Annotated in this window: 10 protein-coding genes; 5 read left to right on the forward strand and 5 right to left on the reverse strand. The window is 57.1% G+C overall.

What is annotated here, in order from left to right:
- Nucleotides 1-32: 32 nt before the first annotated feature.
- From CCANI_RS02535 to CCANI_RS02555, 5 genes are all read right to left on the reverse strand, one after another.
- Nucleotides 33-1,061 (reverse strand): hydrogenase maturation nickel metallochaperone HypA, encoded by a 1,029-nt coding sequence (locus CCANI_RS02535; RefSeq protein WP_146324691.1) that lies wholly within the window; start codon nucleotides 1,059-1,061, stop codon nucleotides 33-35.
- Nucleotides 1,062-1,763: 702 nt separating this feature from the next.
- On the reverse strand, nucleotides 1,764-4,934 hold the full coding sequence (locus CCANI_RS02540) for a DUF5979 domain-containing protein (protein ID WP_353959421.1): 3,171 nt from the start codon (nucleotides 4,932-4,934) through the stop codon (nucleotides 1,764-1,766).
- A 527-nt stretch (nucleotides 4,935-5,461) separates the two neighbouring features.
- A complete protein-coding gene (locus CCANI_RS02545; protein ID WP_146324743.1) occupies nucleotides 5,462-6,310 on the reverse strand; it encodes a MerR family transcriptional regulator in 849 nt (282 codons plus the stop codon).
- A gap of 15 nt (nucleotides 6,311-6,325) precedes the next feature.
- Nucleotides 6,326-6,790: a GyrI-like domain-containing protein gene (locus CCANI_RS02550; RefSeq protein ID WP_146324742.1), complete on the reverse strand. Its 465-nt coding sequence runs from the start codon at nucleotides 6,788-6,790 to the stop codon at nucleotides 6,326-6,328.
- 196 nt (nucleotides 6,791-6,986) lie between these two features.
- On the reverse strand, nucleotides 6,987-9,200 hold the full coding sequence (locus tag CCANI_RS02555; RefSeq protein WP_146324741.1) for an NADP-dependent isocitrate dehydrogenase: 2,214 nt from the start codon (nucleotides 9,198-9,200) through the stop codon (nucleotides 6,987-6,989).
- A 204-nt stretch (nucleotides 9,201-9,404) separates the two neighbouring features.
- Here CCANI_RS02555 and CCANI_RS02560 point away from each other — a divergent pair, with 204 nt between their 5' ends.
- The 5 genes from CCANI_RS02560 (at nucleotide 9,405) to CCANI_RS02580 (ending at nucleotide 16,726) form a co-directional block, all read left to right on the forward strand.
- Nucleotides 9,405-10,571 (forward strand): serine hydrolase domain-containing protein, encoded by a 1,167-nt coding sequence (locus CCANI_RS02560; RefSeq protein WP_186750300.1) that lies wholly within the window; start codon nucleotides 9,405-9,407, stop codon nucleotides 10,569-10,571.
- Nucleotides 10,572-10,784: 213 nt separating this feature from the next.
- Nucleotides 10,785-11,771, forward strand: a complete 987-nt coding sequence (locus CCANI_RS02565) for a putative endonuclease domain-containing protein (protein WP_146324739.1) — start codon at nucleotides 10,785-10,787, stop codon at nucleotides 11,769-11,771.
- A gap of 1,045 nt (nucleotides 11,772-12,816) precedes the next feature.
- A complete protein-coding gene (locus CCANI_RS02570; protein ID WP_290210782.1) occupies nucleotides 12,817-14,442 on the forward strand; it encodes an IS1634 family transposase in 1,626 nt (541 codons plus the stop codon).
- A gap of 693 nt (nucleotides 14,443-15,135) precedes the next feature.
- Nucleotides 15,136-15,933 (forward strand): DUF4261 domain-containing protein, encoded by a 798-nt coding sequence (locus CCANI_RS02575; protein WP_146324738.1) that lies wholly within the window; start codon nucleotides 15,136-15,138, stop codon nucleotides 15,931-15,933.
- Between the two features lie 16 nt (nucleotides 15,934-15,949).
- Nucleotides 15,950-16,726: a DUF4261 domain-containing protein gene (locus tag CCANI_RS02580; protein ID WP_146324737.1), complete on the forward strand. Its 777-nt coding sequence runs from the start codon at nucleotides 15,950-15,952 to the stop codon at nucleotides 16,724-16,726.
- The last annotated feature ends 83 nt before the right edge of the window (nucleotides 16,727-16,809 follow it).

The following is a 16,809-nucleotide window of genomic DNA, read 5'->3' on the forward strand; positions in this document are numbered from 1 at the left end:
TTTGCTTCGCCCAATCGTTCCAATATCTTCAGCTAGGCTTCGGGCTGTTGCTGGGCCATGCGCGAATACTTCGCCCATAATTGGTGGGTAAAGGTGTTATTCAGTACCGCCGCAGCGACTTCACAATTCGGACGGGAAAGATCGCGGACAATGCCCTCCACACTTTCGGCGAACACCGCATCGTTTTGGGCGCGGTAGTTTTTCAGGGTGTCGCCAAGGCTGCCGATAACGTTGTAATAGGTGACGTCCGCGTCTCGAGTGCCCGCAGGTTCGATATGCGTGTGATCTTTGCTGTGCACCTCGACGAACACCCCACGGCGCAGCGAATCCACCTGGGTGGGGGCGTAATTGGGCAGGAGTTTCATGATTTCCCGGTGGCGTTTCAAGGCGTAATCGATATAAGTGGAAATCACCTGACCTGCCCATCCGCCCGGGGTTTTGGCAATCAGCGCAACTTTTTCTTTGAGCTTGGCCGTATGGGCGTCGGCAATCGCCTCCGCCCACTGGGGTGCCTGTTGCATGGCCGACGTCGGCGTAAACGTCGTTTGGGTCCCGCATTTGGGGCACGGGAGATACTGGGCCTGGTAATACAATTCCGGAACTGGGATCGGTGTGCCGCACTGTTTGCAGCGGAATTCGGCGGCAGCTTCCTCCCATTCCATAATCGAACGTTTGAATCTCCGCTCCGCCGCGCTATTTGTAACGGGCTCGAAAATCTCTTCCGTGGCCTGTTCAATATCCTCTTCGAGCTGACGGACGGCTGCTTCCGCAGCGAGGTAAATTGCACGAATTTCGGGGTCCGGGGTGTCTACAAAAACCTCGAATCGTTCCTGGAATATTTTCTCCCCACGCTGCACAATCTCCCTCATTTGTTTGCGCAAAGCCGTTTCAAATGCGAGGAAAGAGCGCTGAAACTCGTCCGGATCAGCATCGTTATCGTCGGGCTCCGGGGCGACGGTCTTTGCCTGCGAAATGATCTCTTCGGCCTGCTCCCAAAGCTTGCTTAAGAACACGTCGAGTCGCTCGCGCAATTGTTTGACTTGGTCAAGACTGTGGTTCATTGAAAACTCCCTTTCGGGGTTTAATGTTTGCCGAAACATGGGCATATCCGCAAGCGCGACACCCAATAACATGGCATTATCGAGTTGTTGTACCAAGCGATGTCGCCGTGACTGCGGCGCGGAAATGCTGTGCTGCTGAAAAATGCGAAAGATGCCCGAATAAACCCCATTGTAAACATTTGCCGTTCGGTCTATTGAATGAAGTTTGGAGGCAGGCCTATGACTGGTGGGGGTTATGGACGTTGTGGGGGTGTATCTATTTAGGGTGCTTGTTTGAGTGAACAACAACGCCCTTTAAAACACTGCGAGGCAACTCGTTGGTGCGTGTCATCCGTAACGGCCGCTTCCAAAGCATAGGAAGTGACATCGGTTGTGCACTGCCAGCATCCGCAGACAACGCTGATGTACGATCTGCCTCGCTTCGCGCGATCTGCCTTGCTATTCGGACCGGATTTTCCTGGGAAAATGCGGACGTGCAGTATTTGCCTCAGGCATATGTGGCACGAGCTATAGCACATATGCAGCAGGTGGGTTGTGTGGGACCACATGCGATGTACTCTTCTTCAGTGGCTTGGCTGACGCAGTTCAGTCCAGCGACGATGTGATTCGGCATCAAATGCTTCGTTAAATATGGTCGCGGGCATACAACCCGGCGCACCGAAAACGGTGGACCGGGTTGTGTGTTACGCAATATCGAGCTGGTTAGCTGTTGTTACGTCCGCGGCGCACGAGGAAGACACCGGCCGCAACGGCCAGGCCTGCGAGCGCCACCACTCCAAGCACGGAGGCACCGGTACGTGCCAGCGATGCCGGAGCATTGCTGCTCTTCGCTTGAGCGGGTGCCTGCGGGGTGGTGCTTTGCGGAGCGGAAGTGCTGGAACCATTGCTGGATCCGCCACCGCCGCCGAGGATCGCCAGCGGCACCAGTGCCCACCACCACGGCGGGTTACCGGTATTGGTCAGGGTGACCAATTGCGGCTTATCTGCCGGGCTGTCGGCCACGATGGTCAGCTCCGCGGTGCCATCATGGTGATCAACGATGGCACCGGCACGGTCGCTCGTGAAACCGGGGGTGTGCCACTGAACGAACACACCATTGCCTGGGTGACGTTCCTTCAGCGTGACTTTGGTGCCCACGGGCAGCTCTGGGAATTCCTTGTAAACCTGGCCTGCGCGGATGGTGAATTCCTTGGTGGTTTCCACGCCGTTGTCGGTCCAGATTGCGAGCATGTGGAATTCGCGGTCTTTCCCGGCCGCCTCGCCGGTCAACCCGCCGAGTTCCTTGGTGATCGCGAAGTTACCCAACTCCACATAGGAGTTCAGCAGCTTGGCATCGGTAGAGCCACCATCAACGGTGATCTTCTCGGCGGTCACCTCGGTGGTGGACAACTCCGGCTGGAAGCGCAGGCTGCTCACCTTGGTGGAATCAAGCTTTTCGGTCACGGTACACACGGAGTTAGCCACGATATTGTCCACCGTCACGGTTTCCCCGGCCTTGACCTTGACGCTGCCCTCATTGGTGGTCTTATCGTTCTTCACGCACTTGAATGCGGCTTCGAACTCATGGTCTTTTAGCAGTTTCGAATCCGCCTTGATACCAAGGATCTGCTTAGAAACCTTCAGCGCACCCTTCCACTGGGAATAGGTGTTGGTCACCTCCACAGGGGTCTTACCGTCCTTGGTAATCACCAGCGTGGCATCCAGGCCCGTGGTAACCAGGTTGGAATCCACGATCTCCGCACCGACTTCCTTGACCTCACAGTTGAAGCCAGCCGGAATCTTCGGCGAGGTAGCGCTCGCACCAGCGGCGACGGTCAGCACACCCTCAATGGGGGCTTCCCCTGCACGATCCGCAGGCGGGGTGCACACATATTTGAAGTCGAAGGTCTTGCCAGCGGCGATACCATCAGGATCAACCAACTTCTTGGTGATGGTGAACTCACCAAGGTCCTTGGTGTAGATGTTATCCACCTTGATCACCGGAATCGAAGCAACACCATCGGGTTGCTTCGCCACAATCTTCACACCATCACCAATTTCGGTAACCAGCGTTGCGCCGACAACCTTGGCATCCCGTTCGGTGACCGTACAGACGTAGTTCGTCGGAATCTCAGCCGATTCGCCGGAACCATTAGCCGGCACACCGAGGATTTCACCGGTGATAGTGTCCTCACCCAGCACACACTTGTAGTCAAAATCGAAGGTAGCGGGCGCAACAGCACCATCGACAACCTTCACGACCTTTTCAACCTTGAACTTGTTGAGCTGACGTGCATAGGTGTTCACAAACTCAGCAACCGCAGTCTCACCCTCACGTACAGTGACGGTCTTGGTCAACTGATCATCCGGGGTAAGGAAATCATAGTCCGCAATTTCAACAGCACTCTTGCTCTCCGTCACGGTGCATTCCGTGCCCACGGGAAGCTCAACCGGAGCCTCGATCACCAGGCCATTGCCGCGCGCGCGGACCTGGCCGGTTTCAGCACCACAGGTGTAGTCGAACACAAACTCACGTTCGGCAGCTTTACCGTTTTCACCTTCGGCCTTCTTCGCAACACCGAACTTGCCCTTCTTCACCGCATAATTATTGGTGTACTTCGCGCCCTCATCCTTACCAACAACAACCCGCTGCACAACCTCAGGGGTCACCGTCAAAATATGGTTGTGAATCTGCGCGGAGCCATCCGGCTCAACCCCAAGCTCGGTGACAGTGCACTCAGTACCAACCGGGAAAGTCTTCTCAGTCTCAGCAAACCCATTGCCCTTCACCTTCAACTCACCGGAATCAGCACCACAGGTATATTTAAACGTGAACTCCTTTTCACCCGCCAAAGCACCAGCATCACCCGACACAGCCTTAGTGACACGCAGCTTTGCCTCATCCTTCTTAAAGGTATTGGTCACCACCAAAGTGTTCACTTCGGAATCATCTGTAACGGTGGTCTCGTCATCGAGTGCATTAACGTAGAAAATCTTCTCAACTGTCACGGTGATTTCGTGACCAAGCTCGGGGGTAAAGATATAGCCTTCAAACTTTGGTTCGTCTGGCTTTTCGGCAACAACCTTGCATTTCGTGCCAGTCGGGAATTCCGGCCCCGCCACAGGATCCCCATCTGCCTTCAGCTTCACCTCGGTCGGCGTATTCGCTGTGACCGTACCATCCGCGCTGTCCTTGTCGCACCGATACTGCACCGTAAACTCAGTATCATCATTCAAGCCCGCGGGGCGCTCACCAGTGACAACCTTCCGAATGAAGATCGGCGCTGTGTCGAGCTCATATTGATATGTGAGTGTTACAAGGTTGCTGTCATTTTCGCCCTGACCTTCCTTGATCGTCACGATGCCGCTGTAGGCCGAATAAGTGAGATAAAGGGTGTATCCGTCTGGGACTATGCCATTGGATGCTGTCACGTGACACCTGTGCCCAACGGGAATGTCCTTAATCTCTAGAACATCACCGTTGTTGGGTACGTTCACTACGGTCCCCGCCCCAAACGATACTTGATTAGCCGGGACGCAAGTATAGGCAATTCTAGAATGGGAGTGATCCAAGCTCTCGTAGGGTAGGCCCAGGATTTCTTTCTTGATCAGTAGGCTGCCAGTCGGCCGAACTTGAGGGCTGGGGGTAGGTGCGGGAGTGTTAGCGGGCGAAGGCGTTCCATTATCACCGGTTTCCGAATCTCCCTGATTTGAATTCTCCACATCTGGGGCTGTTGTTCCACTCGGTGTTGGATTCGCGGGAGCTGCAGCGGTGGTGGCGGCGGCTGTGGACTCCGGCTCCGCGAGTGCGACTGGCGTGGCCGCAAACATTGACAGAGCAACCACAATTACCGCTAGCAATGCGGCAATCATGGTTGCTGGCCGTCGCATCATGGCAGTCAAACCCGATTCACCCCCTGATCCCAAAACGTGTGATGCATGAGTTTCCCTTTCCTCGCCAAGAAAACAGCCCAAAAAGCTTATTGGCGACTAAATTCAATATGCGCAAAGTAAGAAAGTTGTTTCCAGTGCATTAATATGCATTACGGAACCTTACTCGCGGAACGTGCATAACACACCCCTTAATCGCTATCGCGCCTCACCGTGTTTTCCCTGTATAAATGCTACCTTTAGGCAAAGTTGATCAAAGGCGAAATCGAAACGTTTGCCTTTTTGCAAAACCGTAAAATCACCACGCATTTCTTGGAATGTTCTCAGAAATAATGCGTTTTCCCTACAAATACGCACCCTCGTAGTGATACCCCCGATTCACCCCCAGGGAACGAACCGCTACCGCATTGCCGTAACGCGCAACACTACAGCAACGCATTATCGAACTGCTGTACCAAGCGATGTCGCCGTGACTGCGGCGTGGAAAGGCCGCGCCGCTGAAGGCCGCGAAACATGCCCGAATAGCCTGTTTATTGCGCTGAATTGTTTGGGTCCGGCACCGGTGGGTCAACAATCCGGAAGCAAACTTCGGTGATCCAACTGCTCGGATCCGGGTTTTGCGCTGGGCTCACGTGATAGATATTGAACATGCGTGCGGTAGTGAGGTCGTGTTCCGCTAGGTACGTGCCGATTGCCTGCGTTACGGTGGGCATCTGGTTATAGTCGCCACGCAATACCGCGCTTACGATTCTTTGTTCGGGTACCTTTGTGCACCGCAGCGGACCGGTGCTTTCAAACGGCTCCGCAATCTGCAGCCAGATTTCGATGTCCACATCGGATTCTCGGTAGTCGTTGTCATGGAACAAAGCTCCGGACATGCCGCCCGCGGGGAAGGCGACATTGGCCTCCTGCAAGAGGGGGCCGATCTCGTCCCAGAGTTCGGATTCATTGTGATATGTCGCCACGATCCTGCGCATACTGGCGGTGATCATCGGGGGAAGCGTGCGCTCAACCACTTCGGTCATGGCCGCGCGACCCTGCAATAAGCACGTGAGTTCGTCCAGCGCGGCAAGCCGAGCGTGGATTTCATCGCGCCGTTTATTGAGCTCACGGCGTTGGTGTTCCAAAATTCGGGCGATTTGCTCGGGATCGTCACGCTTGCTCATCAGTTCGGTAATGGTTTCCACGGCGCAGCCAGCGTCGCGAAGTTGCACCACCAGCTGCGCGTCCACAAGCTGTTCGGGACGGTAAAACCGGTGCCCGCTAAACGGGTCGACGGCAGCTGGCGGCAGGATGCCATGATTCTGGTAATAGCGCAGCATTCGAACGCTTATACTGGACAGCGTCGAAAAGGTACCGATTTTCAATAACCCGCTCATGGCATTTCCTTTACGCTAACCCTCAAGAATAGGGAAGCACACTTCAGTCACCCACATGTTCGGATCCGGGTTTTGCGCCGGGCCGACGCGGTAGATATTAAACATCGCCCCAATCCGCATACCGTGCTCCGCAATGTGCTTATCGACGTCGCGCGCTACCGAAGCTATTTGCGAATAGTCACCGTGGAGCACCGCTCGCAGCACCTCTCGTTCCGGCAATTCTTTGCATTCCAGCGGGGCATTTGGGGTAAACGGTTCCGTAACCTGCACCCACACTTCGAGGTCGACGTCGGTGGGTTTGAAATCCAAATCGTGGAAGGTGGCACCAGCCATGCCGGTGACATCAACGGGTGCCTGTGAGCTGGCCAGAAGCGATTCAATCTCTTGCCAGAGGTTCCCTTCTTCATGGTAGCCTGCCACCTTTTTGCGCAGGCTCGCCACGGTTATGGCGGGAATGGTGTGACGCTCGATGTTGGTCATTTGGGTTGCCTCCTTGTGTCGTACTGGCTGGCGAAGATGGTGCGCAGCCTTCTCGTTGGGTTCCAATGCCTATTCCACAACCTGACACCGTGGCAGTTTCCACTGCTTACCCTCGAATGTGGGGGCCGAGTGGTGCGGGGTATGTGCATGCGAAAACCCCGCACATCAAGGTGCGGGGTTTGGGCGCCGTGTGTGATTACTTCAAGCCGTCGATGATGGCGTTGAAGGTCTCGGAGGGACGCATCACGGCGGTGGTCTTCTCGTCACAAGGGCTGTAGTATCCGCCCAGGTCAACGGGGGCGCCTTGCACCTCGATAAGCTTCGCGGCGATCTCTTCCTCGTGTTCGTTCAGGGCGGCGGCGACAGGTGCGAAGATCTTGGCGAGTTCCGCATCCTCGGTCTGCTTGGCCAATTCGTCGGCCCAGAACTTGGTCAGGTAGAAGTGAGACCCGCGGTTGTCGATCTCACCGGCTTTGCGCGAGGGGGACTTGCCATCGTTGAGCAGGGTTTCGGTGGCGCGGTCCAGGGCGTCGGCAAGCACGGCGGCCTTGGCGTTACCGTCGGTGTTTGCGAAGTGGCGGAAGGACTCGGCCAGCGCCAAGAACTCGCCGAGGGAATCCCAGCGCAGGTGGTTCTCCTCGACCAGTTGCTGCACGTGCTTCGGCGCCGAGCCGCCAGCGCCGGTTTCGAACAAACCGCCGCCAGCCATGAGCGGGACCACGGAAAGCATCTTCGCGGAGGTGCCGAGCTCGAGGATCGGGAACAGGTCGGTGAGGTAGTCACGCAGCACGTTGCCGGTGACGGAAATAGTGTCCTCACCACGGCGAATGCGTTCGACAGACAGCTTGGTCGCCTCCACCGGGGAAAGGATGCGGATATCCAAGCCCTCGGTGTCGTGGTCGGCCAAATACTTGTTCACAAGCGTGATCAGGTTGCGGTCGTGCGCACGTTCGGGGTCGAGCCAAAACACGGCGGGCATGCCGGACAGGCGGGAGCGGGTCACGGCGAGCTTGACCCAGTCGCGGATCGGGGCATCCTTGGCCTGGCAGGCGCGCCAGATATCACCGGCGGCAACCTCGTGTTCGATCAGGGTTTCGCCCGCGGAATTGACCACGGCGACCGTGCCGTCGGCGGCGATCTTAAAGGTCTTATCGTGGGAGCCGTACTCCTCGGCCTTCTGCGCCATCAGGCCCACGTTCGGGACGGTGCCCATGGTGGCGGGATCGAACGCACCGTTGGCCTTGCAATCCTCGATGACCACCTGGTACACGCCAGCGTAGGAGGAATCCGGCAAGACGGCGAGGGTGTCCTGCTCCTCATCCTGGGCGTTCCACATGTGACCAGACGTGCGAATCATGGCGGGCATGGAGGCGTCCACGATCACGTCGGAAGGAACGTGCAGGTTGGTGATGCCCTTGTGGGAGTTCACCATCGCCAGCGCCGGGCCTTCTTCGAGACCCTTATCGAACGCAGCCTTGATCTCGGCGCCGTTTTCCAGGCTCTCCAAGCCGGCGTAAATCGCGGCCAAGCCGTTTTCGCCGTTCAGGCCAGCGGCCTCCAGTTCGGCACCGTACTTTTCGAAAACATCGGCGAAGTATGCGCGGACCACGTAGCCGAAGATGATCGGGTCGGAAACCTTCATCATCGTTGCCTTCAGGTGGGTGGAGAACAGCACGCCCTCCTCCTTGGCGCGCTTTACCTGCTCGGCAAGGAAGGTCTGGAGGGCGGCGGCGCGCATGACGGTACCGTCAACAACCTCGCCTTCCTGCACCTTAAGGCCGCCCTTCAACACCGTTTCGGTGCCGTCGGCGGCGATGTGCTTGATGGTCAATTCATCGGCGGCCGGCATGATCACGGACTTCTCGTTGTGCCGGAAGTCATCGGCATCCATGGTGGCAACGTTGGTCTTCGAATCGGCGGACCAAACACCCATGCGATGCGGGTGGGCCTTCGCGAAATTCTTTACCGCGATCGGGGCGCGGCGATCTGAATTGCCCTCGCGCAGGACGGGGTTGACGGCCGAGCCTTTCACGGCGTCGTAACGCGCGCGAACGTCTTTTTGTTCGGCGGTCTCCGGGTTATCGGGGTACTCCGGGAGGGCAAAACCCTGCGCCTGCAATTCCTTGATAGCGGCTTTGAGCTGGGGGACAGATGCAGAAATGTTCGGAAGCTTGATGATGTTGGCTTCCGGGGTCTTCGCGAGTTCGCCGAGCTCCGCAAGCGCATCGTCGACACGCTGCTCTTCGGCGAGGTAATCGGGGAACTGGGCGAGGATACGGCCGGCGAGGGAGATATCCCGGGTTTCCACATCAATTCCTGCGGTTCCCGCAAACGCCTCAACAACGGGCTTCAACGAGTAGGTGGCCAGCAATGGCGCTTCGTCAGTGCGGGTGTAGATGATCTTTGCCAATGGAGCTCCCTTAATACAAGATTGCGATTCGGCTAACAACAGTACCCCTTTTTGGGAAGTCACGACCACCTTTTGGTACATCGGAACGCACAGGGGTACCCAGTTTTAACCCCGAATCTGCGGTTTGGCTGCGGCACATCGGCGTTTGGATCAGCACTATGCGCCGCCGCGGGGAGGGGCCAGCAGCGGTGTAGCATGAGAGCCATGCGGCCCGACCAGCAGCCACGACTTCAGCAACTCTTGCAGCAAGGTCTGGCTGCGGCAGGTGTTCTAGGCGGCGCCGCGGCGGTGGTGTCCGCGACGCAGGTGATAGCGACGGCGCAGGTGGGGGACATGCAGCTAAGCGATCCCATGATGCTGGGCTCTACGAGCAAATCCATCACCGGGCAAGCGGTGCGGCAATTGGCGGAACAAGGGCTGATTGACCTGCACGCTCCGCTACGAACATATCTTCAAGGAGCGAAGGTGCTGCCGGACGCCACGGTGCGGGAAGTGGCGCAGCATCGCAGCGGGCTGCGCTCGGATTCCACCCTGGCCAAAAACAAGAAGTTCCGATACGCGAATCAGAACTATAATTATCTAGGCGAGCTGGTTGAGCAGGTTTCCGGGTTGCCTTTTTTAGAATATGTGCAACGTAATATCGCCCCGGGTGCCGGCGCTTCCGCTCATTATGGTCACGGCGGAATATTCGGGCACTGGTATCGCGCTCGGAAGTTTTCCACTGATCGTTCCTCTTGGATTCAGCCGCCATCGGGCGCGCTTACGATGTCTACCCTGACGGCCGCCCAATATCTGCAAGACCAGCTCGCCCAGCCTCTTTTGCGTATCGACGCCGCGCCGGCCGACCACTCGCCAGCCGTGGCGGGAATCTTCGGCGAACTCGGAAACTATGGGTTTGGGTGGATTGAAAAGGAACACGCGGGGCACAAGATCTACCTGCATAGCGGGAAAGTCCCAGGCGCAACCAGTGTCTTCGCCGTGATCCCAGGGTTGGATCGGGGGTTGGTGTTGCTGGTGCCCTACGGGGAGTTTTTGTGCGCAACGCCGCTGGTGGAAAAGGTGGCGGAGGCCCTGCTCCAATTCGTGATGGGGGAGGAGGTGACCAGCATGCCGGCGGTGGGCCGAGATCGGCGGGTGCGGCACTGGAAAATTGGTGCCGCATGTTTCGCGGGGTTGGCCGTCGCAATCGGCCTAGCAATGTTGTCTAGATGGGTGCAGCTTCCATGGCTGGGATTGGTGATAGTGATCGCAGGTGCCGTAGGTTTCCGAGTGGTTAGCGGCACTCCAACGCGATGGATAATTCGTTTTGTTCCCGAGCTATTTGTGGTGTTGGTGTTGGCACTATTGTGCACCTTGGCTGTTGTCGTGTGAACAAGATTCGTAGATAAAATCCCAGTGCAGCGCTGTTTTTTGCGCCTTTTTCTGCGGTGGCGGTGGGGGTATACCCCTTCGCCGTGCTGCGCGCCACCTTGTTACTGCTGGAACGCTACGTGCCTGTGGATTGTTTCAAGTTATCCACAGGTTGGTGGGGTGTGTCTGGGAAAACCCTGGGTTTTGTGCTGTTTTGGGGTTATCACTGGTGCTATGGGTTTGTTTCAGCGTCGCACTAAACTGCTTGATACCTCTTTCATCAACATCACTCGTCGGCTTGCGATGCCGCGTGGGTACTGTCGTGCGAGCCGGGAGGTGGAGTGGGGTTCGCGGTATCACCCGCAGCGCCTGGGGTTTGCTGCCCCGATCATGCTGCGGGCTCGGGCGCATTTCACCCAAAGCCCGAATGTCATTATCGGCGGCTGGGCCGCCGCAGCTTATGCCGGTTTGAAGTATTGGGTGGATGATGCTCACATCACCGTGCATGTGGCCAGTAATTTCCAACGCAGCCACAGCGTGTTGGACGCCACCCGCCGCAGGCTCCGGCCGGGCACCAGGGTGTGGACACCGGACCAGGAACTGCCCGGCATGCAGGTCGTCGCCCCCGAAGTCGCGTTGGTGGATTGCTTGATTGATCTGCAGCGTGACCGCCACTCCTGGTGGGTCTACCAAGTGCCTAATCTTGCTAACTGGGAGGTCCGCGCCATCCAGTTGATCGACGCGCTGCGCGCATGCACCACACTAAACTTTCAGCTGGTGCGTGACATCGCGCGGAATATTTTCAGCGCCCGCCAGCTGAAAAAACTGCTGAACCTGTCCCGCACCGGGGCGCAGTCGCCTCCGGAGACTGTGTTGCGGTTGATTGCCGAGCAGCTGCGCGCGCACCTGGAGGTGCAAATCCCGATCTATGATTCCGGTGCGCTGGTCGATGATGGCACACCCCTGCTGACTGTGCTTGATTCCGGCTGGCCCGATATTCGTGTTGGTTTGTTCTACGACGGTGCCCACCACCTTCAACGCAGCCAACGTGACTACGACGCGAAAGTGTTGATCCGGCTACGCGAACTCGGGTGGGAACCACTACGTATCACCCACGGGCTGCTGCAACAACCCCGCGAACTCATTACCACCCTGCGCCGCGCCATCCACCGCGCCGAAACCAACACCACACAACCACCAAAACCCGACGCCGAACCTTAACAGCCGAAACCAAACGGCTGAATCCTAGCGCTGAATTCTCGCAGCCGAATACTCGCTCCACCCCAGTACTGCGGCTTGTTTGCCGACCTGCCTTGTTGCTGCGTGCCCACCACACCCCTGTAACCGGCACGGTGAAGCTCAATACTCTTCGGTGAAGCCCGAAACCCGGCACACCCCGGCCCATTCTCACGCCGCGCCAGCCGCGCCACTGCCGTCTGCCCGCAGCACCCCGCAACTGCCCGTAGTTGAAGCGCTCCGTTTCCCTGGCCACGTTAAATCTGCCTGGCTGCGCTTCGGCCATGTCACATTTGCCTGGTTGCGCGGGATCTGCCTGGTTTTTGGGCCCAGTTTTCCTGGGGAAACGCGGCAGCGACGAATCTGCCTCAGGCACATCTGCCACTGTGGACAGGCAGGCAGATCGTCACCACCACGCCAGGTGATGTGGCGGGTTGGAGGCCGGAATTTTCCGCGCTCAGGGCCGACGATTTTCCGCGCTCAGGCAGATTCGACATGCCGGTCGTCGCGCGGTGGTGTTTCCGCAGGAACGCGAAACCGCCGTGTTACATCTGCCTCAGGCAGATCCAACACGGCAGAAAACCAGGCAGATCCTCATCACCGCCCCAACAAAAGGCCGCTGGGGGGCAACGCACTGTTGTGCGCGATAGGTCACGGCCGCTGCACCCACGCTGGAATCACATCGATTGTGAACCACCGAAGCCCGCACTCACCAGCCACGTACAATCTGCCTGGCCGCTCTTCGACCCCGTCACATCTGCCTGGCCGCGCGAGATCTGCCTGATTTTTGGGCCGAATTGTCCTGGGAAAATGCAGCCACGACGAATCTGCCTCAGGCACATCTGACACGGTAAGAAGGCAGGCAGATCTGCCACCTGACTTCCACAACTGTTTTGCGGATTTTTGGGTGGAATGTTTCTGACCTTGGGGTTTGTTGTTTTGGAAGTGCGTTTTGGGGGACTAGGTGCCTGGTTGGTGATAGCGTCATTGGGTGGCTTACATTAAGTATTCGCGGACTACCTCTGGTGGGGTGAGTGTTCAAGTTGTGCGCAAAGTCCGTGGCCGCACCGTTGTGTTGTCCCATGTGGGTACTGCTCATGATGATCTGACTTTGCATGCGTTAATTGACAAGGCAGAGGAATTTATGGGTTTAGACGCACAGATGAGTCTGGATATCGGCATTGATGTGCCAGTTCGTGCGCGTCCATCGATGGTGGATATCTCTAACTACCTGGAATCGGCCTCGGACAAGCAACTCGAGCTGTTAGTTGAACGCGGTGCTGATTCGACGGTTCTCCGCGATCCGCCCCGCGCTCAACGCGCGCCTGTGGCTGAGTCTAATTTTCCGGCCTCGCCACGGGTGATTTCATCTCCGGCCAGGTTGATCTGGGATGTGCTAGCCATGGTTTACCAACAGCTTGGCTTTGCCTCGTTACATGATGAAGCGTTTATGTCCACGGTGATAGCACGTGTGGTTAAACCCACCTCGAAGGCTCAGGTGCCTGAGGTTTTAGCGAGTATGGGCAGATGTGCGCCGCATGAAAACACCATCTACAACGCACTCAAGCGATGCCACGAACGCGACTATAAAAAGATAATTTCGGCCAAATGTCACGAGTATGTGCGCACCAATCATCAGGTAACCATGGTGCTGTACGACGTGACTACTTTGTATTTTGAAACCTCAAAAGAAGACGAGCTGCGTAAGATCGGGATGAGCAAAGAGCGTCGCGTTGATCCTCAAATCGTCGTGGGGTTGATTACTGATAATCTGGGATTTCCACTGCATGTGGACTTTTTTCATGGCAAGACTGCGGAAACCACCACGCTGATCCCGATGCTTGAGGCCTATCGCAATGCCCACGATTTGGAATCATTGACAGTAGTTGCTGATGCCGCGATGCTATCGGCAACTAATCTTGATGAGCTTGATGCTGCAGGGATTAACTACATCGTGGCCGACCGGCTAAAAAAAGCCCCTCACGCGGTGACTATCTCCGATGATGACATGGCGGCGTGGTCGAAGAAAACGGACACATACGAAATTGTCGAAACCACCAAAACTATGGGCAAAGCAGGCAATGCGGTCACTCGCCGAGTGGTAGTAGGTTTTAGTCCAAAGCGCTACAAGTACGACACGTTCACGCTACAAAAACAAAAAGAAAAAGCTCAAGCAACCGTCGCAGGCAAGGCAGCTACTCGGTTGCCACGGTTTGTATCAAGGAACAAAGACACGCTGAGGATCAACGAGAGTGCGTTCGATAAGGCGCTCGCTCTTGCCGGATGGAAAGGCTACGTTACCAACCTGGATAAAGACCAAGTCGCAGGTAGTGAGGTAATTAGTCTCTACCACGAGCTCCACCACATTGAAAACGCGTTCCGGATGGCGAAAACAGACTTGCAAGCCCGGCCAATTTTTCATCGCACTGAAGATGCCATCCAAGCGCATCTCACCATCGTGCTGGCTGCTTTAGCAATGTCAAAACACATTTACCTCACCTGCCAGATAACCACTCCGAAACTTGTCGCGACCCTCAGTCAGTACCGACACGCACTCGTCGAAACCGGCAAGCACCGATACGAAATCCCACCCCAGCTCACACCCGAAATCGAAGAAAAAATCAACCAGCTAAAAAACTTCAAACCGGGGGACTAGGGCAAATTGTGGAACTCAGGTGTTACATCTGCCTCAGGCAGATCCAACACGGCAGAAAACCAGGCAGATCCTCATCACCGCCCCAACAAAAGGCCGCTGGGGGGCAACGCACTGTTGTGCGCGATAGGTCACGGCCGCTGCACCCACGCTGGAATCACATCGATTGTGAACCACCGAAGCCCGCACTCACCAGCCACGTACAATCTGCCTGGCCGCTCTTCGACCCCGTCACATCTGCCTGGCCGCGCGAGATCTGCCTGATTTTTGGGCCGAATTGTCCTGGGAAAATGCAGCCACGACGAATCTGCCTCAGGCACATCTGACACGGTAAGAAGGCAGGCAGATCTGCCACGGCAGACACGGCAGGCAGATTTTGCGGGTACGCGGCCAGCGTTCTACTTCAATCAATCAAGCCCCGTCACTAACCCTGGAGTTTGCGCTATTGTGCACCCTGAGTGTTGTCGTGTGAACAAGAAACTTTCACGACACTAAATTGCTCCGGGGGTGGCTATTCGAACAATCGCAGTGGTGTATTAAAAGCAACCCGTGCGGGCGGTTGTTTTTGCTGTACAGCGCGGGGGCCGGGGCGCAGATGGTCGGTTTTTTGTTCGTTCACCTGGGTGTTCGCATGCAGGGAATCTGCTAAGGTCGGGTCACCGCAGCATATTTCACCCCAGTGAGAGGACAATACAAGTGTCTATTGCATTCGCGGTAGTTTTTCAGCATCAACCTGAGCCCAGCCTGACGGCGGCGGGTGTGCGCGCACAAATGCTTCATGATTGGCCCGGCTGCGATGTCAGCATTACGCAGGACCGGCGGGAGGATGATCGGGAACAATTAAGCTTGGCTAGCGGCACCTCAAGCATTTTTATTACCCCCGTGGCGGCGCCGTTTGCCGACGACGCGTCCGAACTGTGCGAGACCAGCTTACTGTGGCCGAACGAACAGCCTTTAGACGATGATTATCAGGCGCATTGCATCGTTGCCGTGGCGGATGAGACCAATGATGAGCGGCATGCGGCCGGGGTGCTTACTAAGACGATCGCTTCGATGGTGCGCATCTCCAAGGAAACCATCGCCGTGTATTGGGCGGGCGCGAACCATTTGATATATCCGCCGTTGTTTCGCGAGATGGCCATGCATACATTGCCGGATGCGCCGCTGTATTTATGGGTGGCGTTTCAAATGTGGCAGGAGAGGGACGGCAAGCTGCACGCCTTAACGCAGGGCCTGGACAGGCTCGGGCTTATGGATGTGGAAATCCCGGAAAGCAGCAAAACGCCTCGCCAGACCCACGAGTTTATGGTGAATATCGCGAGCTACCTGGTCCGGCGCGGTCTGGTCATTGAGGACGGGCATACCGTGGGGGAATCGGAATCCGAACGCATCCGGGCGGTATATACCCAGGCGCAGGCGATTCCGGAAAAGACGGTGATTCAGCTCGCCGACCCAGCCGCTGCTTCCGACATCGATCCCGCCGCCGCCTCGTGAGAAGGAGCCTGACGTTATGGCGATTGCGATCCTGCTACAAAACACCGTCGATTTCGGCGTCACCCAAGAAGCCCTGCGCGAGCAGTTGAGCAAAGACTGGCCGGACCTGGACCAGCAGCAACTCGTCGACGATCCCGAGTTCACCGAGGACCCAGCCCCCGGCATGGCGGCCTTTACCTACAAAGACTCGGGCTTTTTGGTGAAGCCGATCCCGGTGCCGTTCGGCCAGCAGCCCATTGAAAAACGCGCCATTAGCAGCCTGTGGCCCACCGGCGCGGAATTCAACGAGGATTACCAGGCGCATTCGCTGGTCATGGTGGCGAATTCGGAATCCTTGACCGGCGTGGAACGGGCGGAGCTGCTGTCCAAGGTGGTGGCCTCGCTGGTGGCCATTTCCCCGGAAACCTTTGCCGTGGTGTGGCCGGCCTCGGATCAGCTGATCATGCCGAAGGTGTTCCGCAATGTGGCGCGGTCCTTGCTGCCGGATCCGCTGCTGTTCATCTGGCTGAATTTTAGTGTTGGCAAGCAGCCTTCCGGCAACTTCGCCGTCGCCACGATCGGCCTCGACCGCATGGACCTTATGGACCTTGAAATCCTGGAAAGCAATAGAAGTCCCGCCGCGACCGTGGATTTCCTTGCGAGCATTGCCGATTACCTGATCCGCAATGGGCTGATAATCAAGGACGGCGATACCGTCGGCCAAGCCGAAGGCGAGCGAATCATCGTTCGATTCGCGCCCTCGATGATTCAGGAAGGGAAAATGGTGATCCAGCTGCAAATCGAACCCGAATAGCCCGCCGCGCCAACCCAACCGGCCCAGCCCGAATAGCCCGCCGCGCCCGCTGTGGCGATTCTCACCTCGCCGGGCCGCGGTGT

The sequence above is a fragment of the Corynebacterium canis genome, assembly GCF_030408595.1.
Lineage (GTDB): Bacteria > Actinomycetota > Actinomycetes > Mycobacteriales > Mycobacteriaceae > Corynebacterium > Corynebacterium canis.

Coding starts and splice junctions, on each gene's coding strand:
- CCANI_RS02550 (WP_146324742.1), bottom strand. CDS start 6,790: ATGACCAACATCGAGCGTCACACCATTCCCGCCATAACCGTGGCGAGC.
- CCANI_RS02535 (WP_146324691.1), bottom strand. CDS start 1,061: ATGAACCACAGTCTTGACCAAGTCAAACAATTGCGCGAGCGACTCGAC.
- CCANI_RS02580 (WP_146324737.1), top strand. CDS start 15,950: ATGGCGATTGCGATCCTGCTACAAAACACCGTCGATTTCGGCGTCACC.
- CCANI_RS02540 (WP_353959421.1), bottom strand. CDS start 4,934: ATGATGCGACGGCCAGCAACCATGATTGCCGCATTGCTAGCGGTAATT.
- CCANI_RS02565 (WP_146324739.1), top strand. CDS start 10,785: ATGGGTTTGTTTCAGCGTCGCACTAAACTGCTTGATACCTCTTTCATC.
- CCANI_RS02545 (WP_146324743.1), bottom strand. CDS start 6,310: ATGAGCGGGTTATTGAAAATCGGTACCTTTTCGACGCTGTCCAGTATA.
- CCANI_RS02560 (WP_186750300.1), top strand. CDS start 9,405: ATGCGGCCCGACCAGCAGCCACGACTTCAGCAACTCTTGCAGCAAGGT.